Source organism: Plantactinospora sp. WMMB334 (assembly GCF_049179095.1).
Lineage (GTDB): Bacteria > Actinomycetota > Actinomycetes > Mycobacteriales > Micromonosporaceae > Plantactinospora.
In genome coordinates this window covers 4,685,734-4,699,821 of sequence record NZ_JBMHME010000002.1, presented here as the reverse complement: position 1 = coordinate 4,699,821, position 14,088 = coordinate 4,685,734, and the positions used below count along the sequence as shown (strand labels likewise).

The 14,088-nt window shown below is 73.1% G+C and carries 11 protein-coding genes; 8 read left to right on the top strand and 3 right to left on the bottom strand.

Annotated features, from left to right (window positions below):
* The first annotated feature begins 119 nt into the window (after positions 1-119).
* From ACN27G_RS19970 to ACN27G_RS19935, 8 genes are all read left to right on the top strand, one after another.
* Positions 120-539 (top strand): TraR/DksA family transcriptional regulator, encoded by a 420-nt coding sequence (locus tag ACN27G_RS19970; protein ID WP_421494299.1) that lies wholly within the window; start codon positions 120-122, stop codon positions 537-539.
* Between the two features lie 42 nt (positions 540-581).
* Entirely contained in the window at positions 582-1,286 is a 705-nt protein-coding gene (gene lspA, locus ACN27G_RS19965) for a signal peptidase II (protein WP_421497392.1), read from the top strand.
* A gap of 77 nt (positions 1,287-1,363) precedes the next feature.
* Positions 1,364-2,242 (top strand): RluA family pseudouridine synthase, encoded by an 879-nt coding sequence (locus tag ACN27G_RS19960; RefSeq protein ID WP_421497391.1) that lies wholly within the window; start codon positions 1,364-1,366, stop codon positions 2,240-2,242.
* A 39-nt stretch (positions 2,243-2,281) separates the two neighbouring features.
* Positions 2,282-3,424, top strand: a complete 1,143-nt coding sequence (locus tag ACN27G_RS19955) for a hypothetical protein (protein ID WP_421494298.1) — start codon at positions 2,282-2,284, stop codon at positions 3,422-3,424.
* A 136-nt stretch (positions 3,425-3,560) separates the two neighbouring features.
* Complete coding sequence (locus tag ACN27G_RS19950) at positions 3,561-5,321, top strand: ATPase (RefSeq protein ID WP_421494297.1); 1,761 nt, start codon at positions 3,561-3,563, stop codon at positions 5,319-5,321.
* Between the two features lie 314 nt (positions 5,322-5,635).
* On the top strand, positions 5,636-9,184 hold the full coding sequence (gene dnaE / locus ACN27G_RS19945) for a DNA polymerase III subunit alpha (protein ID WP_421494296.1): 3,549 nt from the start codon (positions 5,636-5,638) through the stop codon (positions 9,182-9,184).
* 165 nt (positions 9,185-9,349) lie between these two features.
* The gene (locus tag ACN27G_RS19940) at positions 9,350-10,213 is read left to right on the top strand and encodes an endonuclease domain-containing protein (protein WP_421494295.1); all 864 of its coding nucleotides are present in this window, start codon (positions 9,350-9,352) and stop codon (positions 10,211-10,213) included.
* Positions 10,214-10,298: 85 nt separating this feature from the next.
* Positions 10,299-11,444 carry a DUF2567 domain-containing protein gene (locus ACN27G_RS19935; protein ID WP_421494294.1) on the top strand — a complete coding sequence of 382 codons (1,146 nt, stop codon included), beginning with the start codon at positions 10,299-10,301 and terminating at the stop codon, positions 11,442-11,444.
* Here the strand turns inward: ACN27G_RS19935 and ACN27G_RS19930 are convergent.
* The 3 genes from ACN27G_RS19930 to ACN27G_RS19920 all read right to left on the bottom strand — a co-directional run bounded on the left by ACN27G_RS19930 (position 11,359) and on the right by ACN27G_RS19920 (position 14,066).
* Entirely contained in the window at positions 11,359-12,132 is a 774-nt protein-coding gene (locus tag ACN27G_RS19930; protein WP_421494293.1) for an LON peptidase substrate-binding domain-containing protein, read from the bottom strand. The genes ACN27G_RS19935 and ACN27G_RS19930 overlap by 86 nt on opposite strands.
* Positions 12,133-12,154: 22 nt before the next feature.
* Complete coding sequence (locus tag ACN27G_RS19925) at positions 12,155-12,718, bottom strand: hypothetical protein (RefSeq protein WP_421494292.1); 564 nt, start codon at positions 12,716-12,718, stop codon at positions 12,155-12,157.
* An 85-nt stretch (positions 12,719-12,803) separates the two neighbouring features.
* Positions 12,804-14,066 (bottom strand): phosphotransferase, encoded by a 1,263-nt coding sequence (locus ACN27G_RS19920; RefSeq protein ID WP_421494291.1) that lies wholly within the window; start codon positions 14,064-14,066, stop codon positions 12,804-12,806.
* Between the last annotated feature and the right edge of the window lie 22 nt (positions 14,067-14,088).

Here is a 14,088-nt window from a genome sequence, read left to right as displayed (position 1 = left end):
CGGTCGCGCCCGTCCGAGCGACCGCACCGCGCAGGACCCGCCGGACCGTTCCGCGAGCGTCGGAGGTTCCTGTCCAGGCACGGCCGATCGCCGCGGGGTCCGCGGCCGAGGGAGCGACGATGGCTAAGCCAGCAGAGACCAGGACCGCCGGACGCAAGTCGGCACCGAAGGCCACGCGCAGCGCCGCGGAGACCGACAAGATCCGGGCCGCGCTGGCGGCCCGCCGCGACGAACTCCGCAGCGAGTACGATCAGACGCTGAGCGAGATCACCGAGCTGCAGCGCGACCGGTTGACCGACTCGGCCGGAGACGACCAGGCCGACACCGGCACCAAGACGTTCGAGCGGGAGCAGGAGATCTCCCTCGCCAACAGCATCTTGGAGCGCATCACCCAGGTGGAGCGGGCCCTGGAGCGGCTTGACGAGGGCGGCTACGGCTGGTGCGAGCGGTGCGGCAATCCGATCCCGGTGGAACGGCTGGCCGCGTTCCCGTCCGCCACGCTGTGCGTCTCGTGCAAGCAGCTGGAGGAGCGCCGATGAGCCCTGCCGGGTGACGGACGGAGGAAGGGACTCCTGCTGAACATCGACGACGAGCGGGCGACCATCGACGAGCGGACGGCCGGCGACGACGGATCGGCCGCCGCCACCCGGCCCACCGGCTCAGGCCCGGATCGCCCCGGCCCGGCGCGCACCCGACGACTGGCCGTCACGGTGCTGTTGGCCACCGCCGTCCTGGCCTGGCTCGCCGACCTGGGCACCAAGCACCTCGCCCTGGCGACCCTGACGGACCGGGAGCCGGTACGCCTGCTCGGCGGCGCCGTCTATCTGAGCCTGACCCGCAACAGTGGAGCGGCGTTCAGCCTCGCCTCCGACCACACCTGGGTCTTTCCACTGGTCACGGCGGGCGTGATCGGCTGGATCGGCTGGATGGCGCTGCGGCTGCGCTCGCTGCCCTGGGCGATCTCGCTCGGGCTGGTGCTCGGCGGTGCGCTCGGCAACCTGACCGACCGGATCTTCCGGGCACCCGGCGTCCTCGTCGGGCACGTGGTCGACATGGTCAGCCTCTTCGACCCGTACGGGCAGGTCTGGCCGATCTTCAACCTGGCGGACAGCGCCCTGGTGAGCGGGGTCGTCCTCGCCGTGCTGCTGGAGTTGACCGGCCGGCAGCGGGACGGCACCCGGCTGGGTTCCCGGCCGACGTCCGCCGGCCCGAGCGGGAGCGACGACCCCGGCACGCCACCGGCCGGCGGTGCCGACGACGACAGCGAGCGGCGGGACCGCCCGTGACCTCGGTTCCGGACGCGGGCCCGCGCCGGCCCGCGGGCGAGCGTCGCTCCCTGCCGGTGCCCGACGGGCTCGACGGCATGCGACTGGACCAGGCCGTCTCCCGGCTCTTCGGCCTCTCCCGCACGGCGGCGGCAACCCTGGTCGAGGCCGGTGACGCCCTGGTGGACGGCGCCGCACGGCCCAAGTCCGACCGGGTCTCCGCCGGCTCCTGGCTGGAGGTGCTGCTGCCCGCCCCGCCCACGGCGCCGACGGTCATCCCGGAGACGGTGCCCGGGCTGCGCATCGTGCACTCCGACGACGACATCGTGGTGGTCGACAAGCCGGTCGGGGTGGCGGCGCATCCGAGCCCTGGCTGGACCGGCCCGACCGTGATCGGCGGGCTGGCCGCGCTGGGCCACACCATCGCGACAAGCGGAGCCGCCGAGCGCCAGGGTGTGGTGCACCGGCTCGACGTCGGCACCACGGGGGTGATGGTGGTGGCCAAGAGCGAGCAGGCGTACAGCCTGCTCAAGCGGGCCTTCAAGGAGCGGGAGGTGGAGAAGCGCTACCACGCGGTGGTGCAGGGCCACCTCGACCCGCTGCGCGGCACGGTCGACGCACCGATCGACCGGCACCCGAGCCACGACTACCGCTGGGCGGTGGTGGCCGGCGGTAAGCCGAGCATCACCCACTACGACACCCTGGAGGCGTTTCCGGCGGCGAGCCTGCTCGACGTGCGGCTGGAGACCGGGCGTACCCACCAGATCCGGGTGCACCTCTCCACCCTGCGGCATCCCTGTGTCGGTGATCTGACATACGGCGCCGATCCCACCCTGTCGGCCCGGCTCGGCCTCACCCGTCAGTGGTTGCACGCCCGCGAGTTGGCCTTCGCACACCCCCGTACGGGCGAGCAGGTCCGGTTCGTCAGCGACTACCCTGACGACCTGGAAGTTGCACTCCGCATCCTGCGCGACTGACCGACCGGCAGGGATCACCCGACGAGGGGGAGTTCGTCCGTGCGCCTCGGCGACCTGTTGCGACAGTTGGACAGCCGACTGTTGCCACCCCTGGCCCGGGGGATGGCCCGGCTCGGGCACGGCCGGCTCCGGCTCCGGCTGCTGACCACGGTGGCGCTGCTCAGCTCGGCGGCCGTGTTGATCACCGCGGTCTGGGCGGCGGACCGGCAGCCGGTCGGCGATCCGACCGTCGGCGAGGTGACCCGGGTCGGGGTGGTGCAGGGCGAGTCGATTCCCGGCTATCTCGAATCCGCCCGTGGCGAGTTGCGGGCCCTGGTCGCCGCGGGCGCGACGTCCGAGCCGGCACGGCCGACGTACGCCCTGGTGACCCTCTCGGCCTATCTGGCGCCGGACCGGTTGACCCCGGTGCTGGCCGGGGTCTCCGTCTCGGAGGTGGTCGCCCGGCTCTGGCGCCCCGGCACCCAGACCGAGATCGTGCGCATCCCGGCCATGCGCCTCCCGGACGACGTGGTGGCCGGGATGTCGCAGGTGGCGGAGCGGAAGGACCGGGAGGCCCGGGACTACCAGGAGCGGGCCGCGGCGGTCACCGGCGACGGTGCCCGCGAGCGGGACCTGCGGACGTTCTACGCCAGTGGGGCCCGGGTCGCCGACGAGGAGGCGACCGCGTACCGGGCCGGGTGCTCGTGCGTCTACGCCGCCGTGGTGCGCGGCGACCCCGCCGCGCTGGCCCGGATCGAGGCCCGTCCCGAGGTGCGGGCCGTGGACCCGGCGCCCGAGGTGCAGCGGTTGGACCGTACCGTCCTCACCCCGCCGCTGCCCGAGCAGGACGATGTCGCCCGCCCGCCGGCCGACGCGAGCATGCCGCCGGTGGACGGCACCGAGAGCACCGCCGGGCCGGGTGCCGGACGTGCGCCGGACACCGCGCCCAGCTCCGCCGGTCCGCCGGCCGGTCCATCGGCCGACCTGCCGGCCGAGCCGCCCGTCGCCGTGACCACCGGTCCGGCCGCTCCCGGTGCGACGGATCCGCCGCCCGTGGTGGAGACACCGACGCTCGATCCTCCGCCGGAGCCCGATCCCACCGACGGATCGGCGCCGGCCGAGATACCGTCGGACCGGTCGCCACCCGGCACGGCGTCACCGGCCGACCCGCCCGCCAGCGGGCCGACGACCGGCGGGACGTGACGGTGGTCGACAGCGGAGACCTCCGGTCGGCGGTGGGCACGCCGACGGTGGTGGGTGCGGTACCCCGTGTGGTCCGAATAGGGTTTGCTTCGTAGCCTGTCAGGGCGGGGACCGATGGTGCTGGGAGGGGCGAGCCGTGGACGGCACCGAGACCGGCTGGAGCCGGCCGGCGGAATCAGCGCCGCGTTGGCGGGCGCTGCTCGACCGGGCCCTGCACGGCGGCCGCACCGATGAGCAGCGGGTTCTCGACGAGCGGTCGAGGGACGGGCGACCGGTGCCGGAGGCGCCGGCAGAGGGCGGCCGGAGCGGCGGCCGGTCCGCCGGCTATCCCGGTCGGCCGGAGCCGGACCCCCGGGGGGCCGGTCCCGGTTACCCGGCCGGGTCCTACCTGCCGCCGGAGGGGTACGGCGGCGGCACCGAGCATCGCGCCCCACCGGCGCATCCGGGTGAATCCCGCTACGCCGCCCTGGACAACGGCTACCGTTCCGATCCCGGCTTCGGCCCCGGGCGCCCGGCCGAGTCCGGCTACCGGCCCGATCCGGGGTATCCGGCCGAGCCGGGCTTCCGGCCCGGCCACGACCACCGGCCGGCCGCCGGCCGGCGCGAGACCGACTATCCGGCGGGCGGCTACCGGCCCGAGCCCGGCTACCGGCCGGAGCCGGTGGACCCCGGCTTCCCGGCCGAGTCCCGTTACTCGGCACTCGGCAGCGGTTACCAGCCGCCGTCGGCGATGCCGCCGCCGGCGATGCCGCCGCCGGCGATGCCGCCGTCGGCGATGCCGCCGCCGGTGGTGCCGGCACCGCGTCCGGCGCTGCCCGGCCCGCCGCCACCGGCCCGGCACCCGGATCCGGGCGTCGCCGGCGCCCCGCCGCCGCGGCCGGTGCCGCCCGCCGCCACCGGCCGGTCGATCCCGGCACCCCGCGCCTCGCTGGCGCCACCGCCGGCTCCGGCCCCGCCGCTGCCGGCGGGCCCGCCGCCCGGACCTCCGCCGGCCGTCGGCCAGCCACCGGTGGACGTCGGGTACGCCACGGTCTCCCGACGGTCGAGCCTCGACCCCTATCCGTCCCGGCAGCAGCGGTCGGCCGACCCCGAGGTGGAGCGGGCCCGCAACGTGCTCCGCCGCGACATGGGCTCGCCCCGGGTGCTCGCCTTCGCCAACCCCAAGGGCGGCGTGCACAAGACCACGGCCACGGTGCTCGCCGCGGCGACGGTGGGCAGCGTACGCGGCCGTGGCGTGCTCGCCTGGGACGACAACGAACTGCGCGGCACCCTCGGCCTGCGGGCGGGAAGCGCCAGGCACGCCCGGACGATCCGGCACCTGGTCGCCGACCTGATCGAGACCGAGGCGCTGCCCGACAACCAGCTCGTCGAGCGGCTCGACGACTACCTGCGGCACGCCTCCGACGGCTCGTACGACGTGCTGGCCGGCGAGGAGAGCCCCCGGTTCGCCCAGCGCCTCGACCAGCACACCGTCCGGCGGGTGCTGGAGCTGCTCCGCCGCACCCACGAGGTGATCTGCGTGGACACCGGCAACAACGTGGAGAGTTCCAACTGGCAGACCGTGCTGCGCGCGGCCGACCAGCTGGTGGTCACCACGGTGCCCCGGGAGGACGCCGCCTTCACCGCCGACTGGATGCTCGACCTGCTGCACGACATCGGCATGAGCGAGTTGGCGGAGAACGCCGTCACCCTGCTCTCCTGCCCGACCCCGGGCCGCTCGCCCCTGCTCGACGACCTGAAGCGGCACTTCGCGACCCGCACCCGGGCGGTCGCCGTGGTCCCCTACGACCCGGCGCTGGAGACCGGCTCCTCGATCGAGCACGCCCACCTGGCGCAGGAGACCCGCGACGCCTGGCTCCGGGCCGCCTCGATGATGCTGGAACCCTTCGCCCGCTGAGGTGTAAGGAAGGGCCCCCGCTTATCGCTTTCTGTCGCAAAAGGGCCCCCTCCTAACAGCTGTGCGCGCTGGGATGTGGGGCAGGTCGCCGGGGGAGTGTCAAGCCTGGAGACCGGGGGGAGCGGGGACTAGGCTCGGGTGCCGGCGGTCGCGCCGTGGGAGGTGCGTCCCGCCGTCGGGGCACGGATCGTGCCGTCCGGCCCGCGCGCGACAGCCGCCGCACGGTGCCGTTGGGGGATGCGTCGCTGGCTGACCGGCAGCCGCCGCCGACTCGGCGGGCCGGCGGGCAGCCGCGTGAGGGAAGGGGGCCCAGGGTGTCTGACTCGTTCGTGCACCTGCACGTGCACACCGAGTATTCGATGCTCGACGGGGCGGCCCGACTCAAGGAGTTGTTCGCCGAGACCAACCGGCTCGGCATGCCGGCGCTGGCCATGACCGACCACGGCAACCTCTTCGGGGCGTACGACTTCCACAAGCAGGCGACGGCGGCCGGGGTGAAGCCCATCGTCGGCTCCGAGATGTACGTCACGCCCGGTACGGACCGGCGGGACCGGACCCGGGTGCGGTGGGCGGACGGCGGCGAGAACGACGTCTCCGGCGGTGGGGCGTACACCCACATGACCATGCTGGCGGCGGACGCCGACGGGCTGCGCAACCTGTTCCGGTTGCAGTCCCGGGCCAGCCTGGAGGGTTACTACTTCAAGCCCCGGGCCGACCGGGAGCTGTTGCACCAGTACGGGAAGGGGATCATCGCCACCACCGGCTGCCCCTCCGGCGAGGTGCAGACCTGGCTGCGGATCGGCAACTTCGACAAGGCGTGCGAGTCGGCGGCGGAGTTCCGGGACATCTTCGGGGCGGACAACTACTACCTCGAGGTGATGGACCACGGGCTCGACATCGAGACCCGGATCCGGCAGGACCTGATCCGGCTCGGCAAGAAGCTCAACCTCAAGCCGGTGGCCACCAACGACCTGCACTACACCTACGACAGGGACGCCGACGCGCACGAGGTGCTGCTCTGCGTGCAGTCGGGGTCGACGCTGGCCGACCCGAAGCGGTTCAAGTTCGACGCCCGGGACTTCTACCTGAAGTCGCCGGCCGAGATGCGGGCGCTCTGGGACGCGGAGGTGCCGGGGGCCTGCGACAGCACGCTGGAGATCGCCGAGCGGATCGGTGACTACTCGGAGCTCTTCGCGCCGCGCAACCTGATGCCGCAGTTCCCGGTGCCGGCGGGAGAGACCGAGGAGACGTTCCTGCGCAAGGAGGTGCTGCGCGGGCTGGAGCGGCGTTTCCCGGGCGGGGTGCCGGAGGACCGGCGCCAGCAGGCGGAGTACGAGCTCGACGTCATCCTCAAGATGGGCTTCCCGGGCTACTTCCTGGTGGTCGCGGACCTGGTCGCGTACGCGAAGCGGGAGGGGATCCGGGTCGGGCCGGGGCGTGGCTCGGCGGCGGGTGCGATCATCGCGTACGCGTTGGGCATCACCGAACTGGACCCGATGGCGCACGGCCTGCTCTTCGAGCGCTTCCTCAACCCCGATCGCGTGTCGATGCCGGACATCGACATGGACTTCGACGAGCGTAGGCGCGGTGACATGATCCGGTACGCCACCGAGAAGTACGGCGAGGAGCGGGTCGCGCAGATCATCACGTACGGGACGATCAAGGCCAAGGCGGCGATCAAGGACGCGGCCCGGGTGCTCGGCTACCCGTTCGCGATGGGCGACCGGATCACCAAGGCGATGCCCCCGGCGGTGATGGGCAAGGACATCCCGCTCGGCGGCATCTTCGACCCCAGCCACCAGCGCTATCCGGAGGCGGCCGAGTTCCGGCAGCTCTACGACGGCGACGGCGAGGTGCGCAAGGTCGTCGACACCGCGAAGGGCCTGGAGGGGCTGAAGCGGCAGTGGGGGGTGCACGCGGCCGGGGTGATCCTCTCCCGGGACCCGTTGGTGGACGTGCTACCGATCCAGAAGCGGGAGCAGGACGGCTCGATCATCACCCAGTGGGACATGGGTGCCTGCGAGACCATCGGCCTGCTCAAGATGGACTTCCTGGGCCTGCGCAACCTGACCATCATGGACGACGCGCTGGAGGCGATCCGGGAGAACCGGGGCGAGGACCTGGTCCTGGAGGACCTGCCGCTGGACGACAAGGCGACGTACGCGCTGCTCTCCCGGGGTGACACCCTGGGGGTGTTCCAGTTCGACGGCGGCCCGATGCGGGCGCTGCTGCGCTCGATGGCACCGGACAACTTCGAGGACATCTCGGCGGTCGGCGCGCTCTACCGGCCCGGCCCGATGGGCGCGAACGCGCACAACGAGTACGCCGACCGCAAGAACAACCGCAAGCCGGTGGTGCCGATCCACCCCGAGCTCGCCGAGTCGTTGCAGGACATCCTCGGTGACACCTACGGCCTGATCGTCTATCAGGAGCAGGTGATGGCGATCGCGCAGAAGGTGGCGGGCTACTCGCTCGGCAAGGCCGATCTGCTGCGCCGGGCGATGGGCAAGAAGAAAAAGGAGATCCTCGACAAGGAGTTCGCCCCCTTCGCCGCCGGCATGAAGGAAAACGGCTACAGCGACGCGGCGATCAAGACGCTCTGGGACATCCTGGTCCCGTTCTCCGACTACGCCTTCAACAAGGCGCACAGCGCGGCGTACGGCGTGGTCTCCTACTGGACCGCCTACCTGAAGGCGAACTATCCGGCCGAATACATGTCCGCGCTGCTCACCTCGGTCGGCGACGACAAGGACAAGTCCGCGGTCTACCTGGCCGAGTGCCGGCGGATGGGCATCAAGGTGCTGCCGCCGGACGTCAACGAGTCCAACGCCCGGTTCGCCGCCGTCGGCACCGACATCCGGTTCGGGCTGGCCGCCGTCCGCAACGTCGGCACGAACGTGGTGGAGTCGATCCGGCGCTCCCGCAAGGAGAAGGGCAACTTCACCGACTTCTACGACTACCTGCGCAAGGTCGACGCGGTCGCCTGCAACAAGAAGACCGTCGAATCGCTGATCAAGGCCGGCGCCTTCGACTCGCTCGGGCACACCCGCAAGGGGCTGCTCGCCGTGCACACCGACGCGATCGACTCGTTCATCGCGCTCAAGCGCAACGAGGCGGTCGGCCAGTACGACCTCTTCGGCGACGCCTTCGGCGGCGGTGGTGGCAATGCCGACGGCGGGTCGGGCGGCGGCATGGTGGTGACCCCCTCCATTCCGGCCGGCGAGTGGGACAAGACCGACCTGCTCACCTTCGAGCGGGAGATGCTCGGCCTCTACGTCTCCGACCACCCGCTCTTCGGCGTCGAGCACGTCCTCGCCGCCGCCGCCGACATGTCGATCGCGGCGCTCGCCGAGGAGGGCGGCGTCGCCGACGGGCAGGTGGTCAACCTGGCCGGCATCCTCTCCGGGGTGCAGCGCCGGATCACCAAGCAGGGCCGGGCGTGGGCCTCGGCCACCCTGGAGGACCTCGGCGGCGCGGTCGAGGTGCTCTTCTTCCCCAACACCTACGAGCTGGTCGGGCAGTACATCGCCGAGGACGCCATCGTGGTGGTCAAGGGCCGGGTCGACCGTCGCGACGACCAGCCCCGGCTGATGGCGATGGATCTGTCGATGCCGGACATCACCGCCGCCGACGAGGTCAAGCCGGTGGTGCTGGCCCTGCCGCCGTCCCGCTGCACCCCGCCGTTGGTCGAACGCCTCCGCGAGGTGCTGACCAGCCATCCCGGCTCGGCGGAGGTGCACGTCAAGCTCGTCAACGGCTCCCGCGCCACCCTGCTACGACTCAGCCCACTGCGGGTAGCCCCCACCACCGCCCTCATGGCCGACCTCAAGGCCCTCCTAGGCCCCAGCGCCGTCGCCGGCTGAGGCCGAGATGGTCTGTGCGTCGTGGATGTCGTGATAGCGACAACCACGACGCACGAAGCGTGGTTGTCTCTACGCGTGCGGGTGCCGGGGGATGGGAGCAGCGGGCTCGAGTGGTTGTTGTTTGAGCAGGCGGGGGTTGTTACCTGGGGGCAGGCAGTTGCGGAGTTGACTCCGTCGAAGGTGCGGCACCTGCTGCACACGGGTCGCTGGCGTCGGATCGCACACAATCTGCTGATCACGCACGGCGGCCAGGTCACGCGGGAGCAGCAGTGGTGGGTGGCGGTGCTCGCCGCCGGCGACGGCGCGCTTCTCGCCGGTCTGGCGTCGGCCCGCGCGGGAGGGCTACGTGGGACGTGGCGTAGCGACGTGGTCGACGTGCTTGTCCCGTACGGCAAGGGGGCGCCGAACCTGCTCCGCCGGTTGCCACTGGGCCTGCCGGCCGTACGCGTACGCCGGACCCGGCACCTGCCGGACGCCGACCGTCAGCGGGGCCGGCCGGATCGCACGACGATGGCCCGTGCCCTCGTCGACGCGGCGCAGTGGGCGCGCACCGATGACGAGGCACAGGTGATCCTGGCCGCCGGTTGCCAGCAACGCCGGGTCACGCCGGCCGAGATCGACGCGGTGCTCGAGCGGATGCCTCGCCTGCGGCGCCGGGCGCTGATGCGGCGAACGATGGCAGACGTCGCGGGCGGAGCGGAGGCGCTCTCCGAGATCGACTTCGTCCGGCTCTGCCGCCGTCACCGGTTGCCGGTGCCGGATCAGCAGGAGCGCCGTACGGACGCGAGCGGTCGGATCCGCTATCTCGACGCCTACTGGCGGCGGTGGCGGCTGCACGCCGAGGTCGACGGCGCACACCACATGGACGCCCGACACTGGGCCGCGGACCTGCGTCGCCAGAACGAGATCTGGGTAGCCGGCGACCGCATTCTGCGCTTCACCGCCTTTGACGTGCGCCGCAAGCCGGAGTATGTGGTGGCGCAGGTGCGCGCCGCACTCGAGGCGGCCGGCTGGCGCGAGAGTCTGTGAGCACGTCGTGCTGACCCGGGGCCGGGTTGGGCGGTTTCCTGATACCGGGCCGCCGGCGCCGTGCCGGGCCTGAGAGGATCATCGGGTGAGTCCGGCAACCTCCCGCCCCGACGGCACGTCCGGCGTGGGCGACGACGACCGCCCCTCGTCGACCTCGACTCCACCGGCGCCGCCCTCCGCACCCGGCACCGGACCGGTGGGCGTCGGGGTGCCGCCGGAAACGCCGGACGGCTCGTACGGCTCGGTGCCGTCGGACGCCTCCGGACCCTCGGACGCCTCCGGGCCGTCGGAGGTCTCCGGGCCGTCGGAGGTCTCCGGGCCGTCGGAGGTCTCCGGGCCGTCGGAGGTCTCCGGGCCCCCGGAGGTCTCCGGGCCCCCGGAGGTCTCCGGGCCCCCGGAGGTCTCCGGGCCGTCGGACGCCTCCGGGCCCCCGGAGGTCTCCGGGCCCCCGGAGGTCTCCGGGCCGTCGGACGCCTCCGGGCCCTCGGACGCCTCCGGGCCCCCGGAGGCCCCCGGGCCCTCGGACGCCCCCGGGCCGGCTCCGCTCGGGCACCCCGTCGTCCCGCCTCCGGAGAGCGGCGATCCGGCCGGTCGACGGCGTCGGGACGTGCTGGTCGGCGTCGGCGCGCTGCTCGGGTTGATCTTGTTGGGGGTTCCGTTCGGCCTGGTCTGGTGGGCCGTGTCGCCCGGCGTGCCGGTGGTGCAGAGCGAGGACGGGGCGCTGCTGGCCGTACCGCAGCCGGAGGAGTTCATCGCCGCCGACGGCTGGTTCAGCCTGCTCGGCTTCGGGCTCGGCGTGCTGGCCGCGATCGTGATGTGGCTGGTGCTGCGCCGGCAGCGGGGCCCGGTCGGCATGCTGGTGGTGGTGCTCGGCATGCTCGGTGCCGCCGTACTGGCCTGGCAGCTCGGCCGGCAGATCGGCCTCGGTGACTACCAGCGGCTGCTGGCCGGCGCTCCGCCCGGGGCGACCTTCAGCAAGCCGCCGGACCTGTACGGCGGGGAGTACGACCTGCTGCTCGGGTTCCTTCCCGCCATCGGGAGCCTGCTGGTGCCGGCGTTCGGCGCGGCGGTGATGTACACCCTGCTGGCCGGCTGGTCCCGCTATCCGGGACTGCGGCCCGAGACCGAGCCGGCGCCCGAGCCGGTCAGTTGGGACTTGCCGGCACCGCCAGCTCCGCCAGCGGCACCGGCACCGCCCGCACCTGACGCAGCAGAGCCGCCTCGCGATTGAGCAGCCCGAGCTCCGCCCTCAACCGGCCGGCAGTGTCGGGCGTCGCCAGCAGCCGCTGCCGATCGGTCAGGGTGAGCGCGGCGGTCGCCGCCACCAGGTGCGACAGCACGGTCGGGTCGTCCGGCATCTGCTCGGAGATCTCCTCCGGGTCGTCGCGGACCAGCGTGAGGTAGCGCCGGAAGACGGCGAGCACCCGGGGCGCGAGCAGGTCGGCGAGCTGTTCCTGCCCGACCGGCTCGGGCAGCCACTCCACCTCGGCGGTCAGGTAGGGCGTCGGCCCCTCCTCGACACCGGCGATCCGGAAACGGCGGCGGCCGACGGTGACCACGTCCAGTCGGCCGTCGGGCAACTCGGTCACCTGGCGGAGTTCCGCCGTGCAGCCGACGTCGTGCAGGGTGACCGGCGAGCCGTCCGGGCGCCGGTCGGTCAGCTCCGGCTGCTCCGGCCGCGACTCCTGCGCGGCCCGGGACTCCTGATCCGGCCGGGACTCCGGGTCGGGGCGGGTGGCCACCGCCGCCGAGCCGCCACTGCGGATGGCGACCACGCCGAACTCCCGGGGGGTGCCCTCCGGCAGGCCCCGCAGGTGGCGCATCAGGTCGAGATAGCGCGCCTCGAAGATGTGCAACGGTAGGACAAGGCCGGGAAAGAGCACCGTCCCGAGCGGAAAAACCGGCAGCCGCGCACCCACCGGTCGAGCCTACCCGGGCCGATCAGGAGAGGAAGAGCATCAGGGTGTCGTACTCGCCCGCCCCCGGGAAGGGCCGCCCGTAGCCGACCCGCTTCCAGCCCCACGCCGAGTACGCCGCCTGGGCCGGCCCGGCCTTTGGGTGTGCGAGCAGCGCCACCCGGCCCTCCCGGCGCTCGGCGACGAAGGTGTCGTGCAACCGGCGGGCCACGCCCCGGCGCCGGGACCCGGCCCGGACCAGCAACTCGCTGACGTAGGCGGTGGGCTGGCGCGCCGGCGGATCCGTTCGCCCGCCGGCCGGTCGGACCAGCCCGCCGGCCGGCCGGATCAGCAGGTCGTCCCAGAGCGGCGAGTCGACCTCCAGCCGGAAGCCGTAGAGGTAGCCGATCAACAGCTCGCCCTGCCACACGGCGGCGAGCCGGAACGCCGGCTCGCCGCGGTGCTCGGCGAACCTGACCTGGAAGTCGCGGACCTGTTCGGCGCCCTCGTGGTAGGGCGGTTCGGCGTACACCTCGGCGTAGAGCTCGGTGAGGGCCGGCACGATCTCGCCCACCGCTTCCCGGTCGTACGTCCTCAGGCTGTCAGCCATGGCGACCTCCGCCGGGCGGTGGCGCGACGGGACGGGGCCGCCGGCCCGCGCCGGTCGGCTCATCGTACGCTCGGCCGCGACCGGTTCACACGCTCGAACGGTCCGGATTGGCAGAGCGTTCCGGATCGGCAGAGCGTTCCGGATCGGCAGAGCGTTCCGGATCGGCAGAGCGTTCCGGATCGGCAGAGCGTTCCGGATCGGCAGAGCGTTCCGGATCGGCAGAGCGTTCCGGATCGGTGGAACGGTCCGGATCCGCAGCGGGTTCCGGATCGGCGGAACGTTCCGGATCCGCAGCGCCGCGCGGGAACCGGGTGTGCGGCCCGGTCCCGCCCGGAGGGTGTCCGGTCCCGGCGCGCCGCCACAGCTGCGCGAGGCGTGCCACCAGGTCCGCCCGCCCGGCCGGGTCGGCGAGCAGGTCGAGCCGTTCGAGCAGCGAGCGGGACTCGGCGTACCCCACTCCGTGCAGGGCGTTGGCACCCAGCCAGGAGACGCAGAGCGCCTCGATGGCGTTGCCGAGGATCTCACCCGGGTCGGCCCCTGCCGGACCGGGTGCGCCACCCGCCGACCGGAAGCCGGCGAGCGCCGCCGCGGCCAGCGGCTCGTCCAGCCGGTCCGGCTGCGGAAAGGCGAATTCGCAGAGTACGGCCGCGATGTCCAGCACCGGCGGGCCGAAGGAGAGATCGTCGAAGTCGATCACGCCGGCCAGGACGCCGTCCCGGTAGATGGTGTTCGGCGGCCAGATGTCGGCGTGGATGGCCGGGTACCAGCCGGCCGGCCCGGCCGTCTCCAGGACCCGCATGGCCCGGTCGAACCGCGACGGTATCCGGGCCAGGTCGCCCGGCCAGCCCAGCGCCGCCGCCCGGTCCGGGAAGCCGTCGAGCAGCCGGACCGAGCGGGACCGGAAGGACTCCGCCGCCGGCAGCCCGTGCTCCAGCCCGGCCAGCGCGGCGCCGAGCCGGGCGACGGCGGCACCGATCTGGGCGCACTGGTCCGGGCCGAGCGGCGTCCTGTCGCCCGCGACGCCCTCGATGAACCGGCTCGCCACCACCCGGTAGCCCTGCCAGTGCTGCACCAGCTCGCCGTCGACGCCGGGCACGGGAACCGGGGAGTACTCGAATCCGCGCTCCCGCAGAAAGCGCAGCACCGTCAGCTCGCAGTGCAGGTGCTCGGGGGACGTGTAACCGTTGTTGCAGATTCGGATCGCGAGCACCCGGTCGGCCGAGGCCACCCGGTAGGTGACGTTGGGAATTCCGCCGAGGTATTCGGTCTCCAGCGGCTCCACCATGCCGTAGAACGCGGCGATGTCCCGCATCTGGCCGGGCTGGATGGTCGGTCGGTCGAAATCCATGCGACCCGTCCTGCCGTCCTCT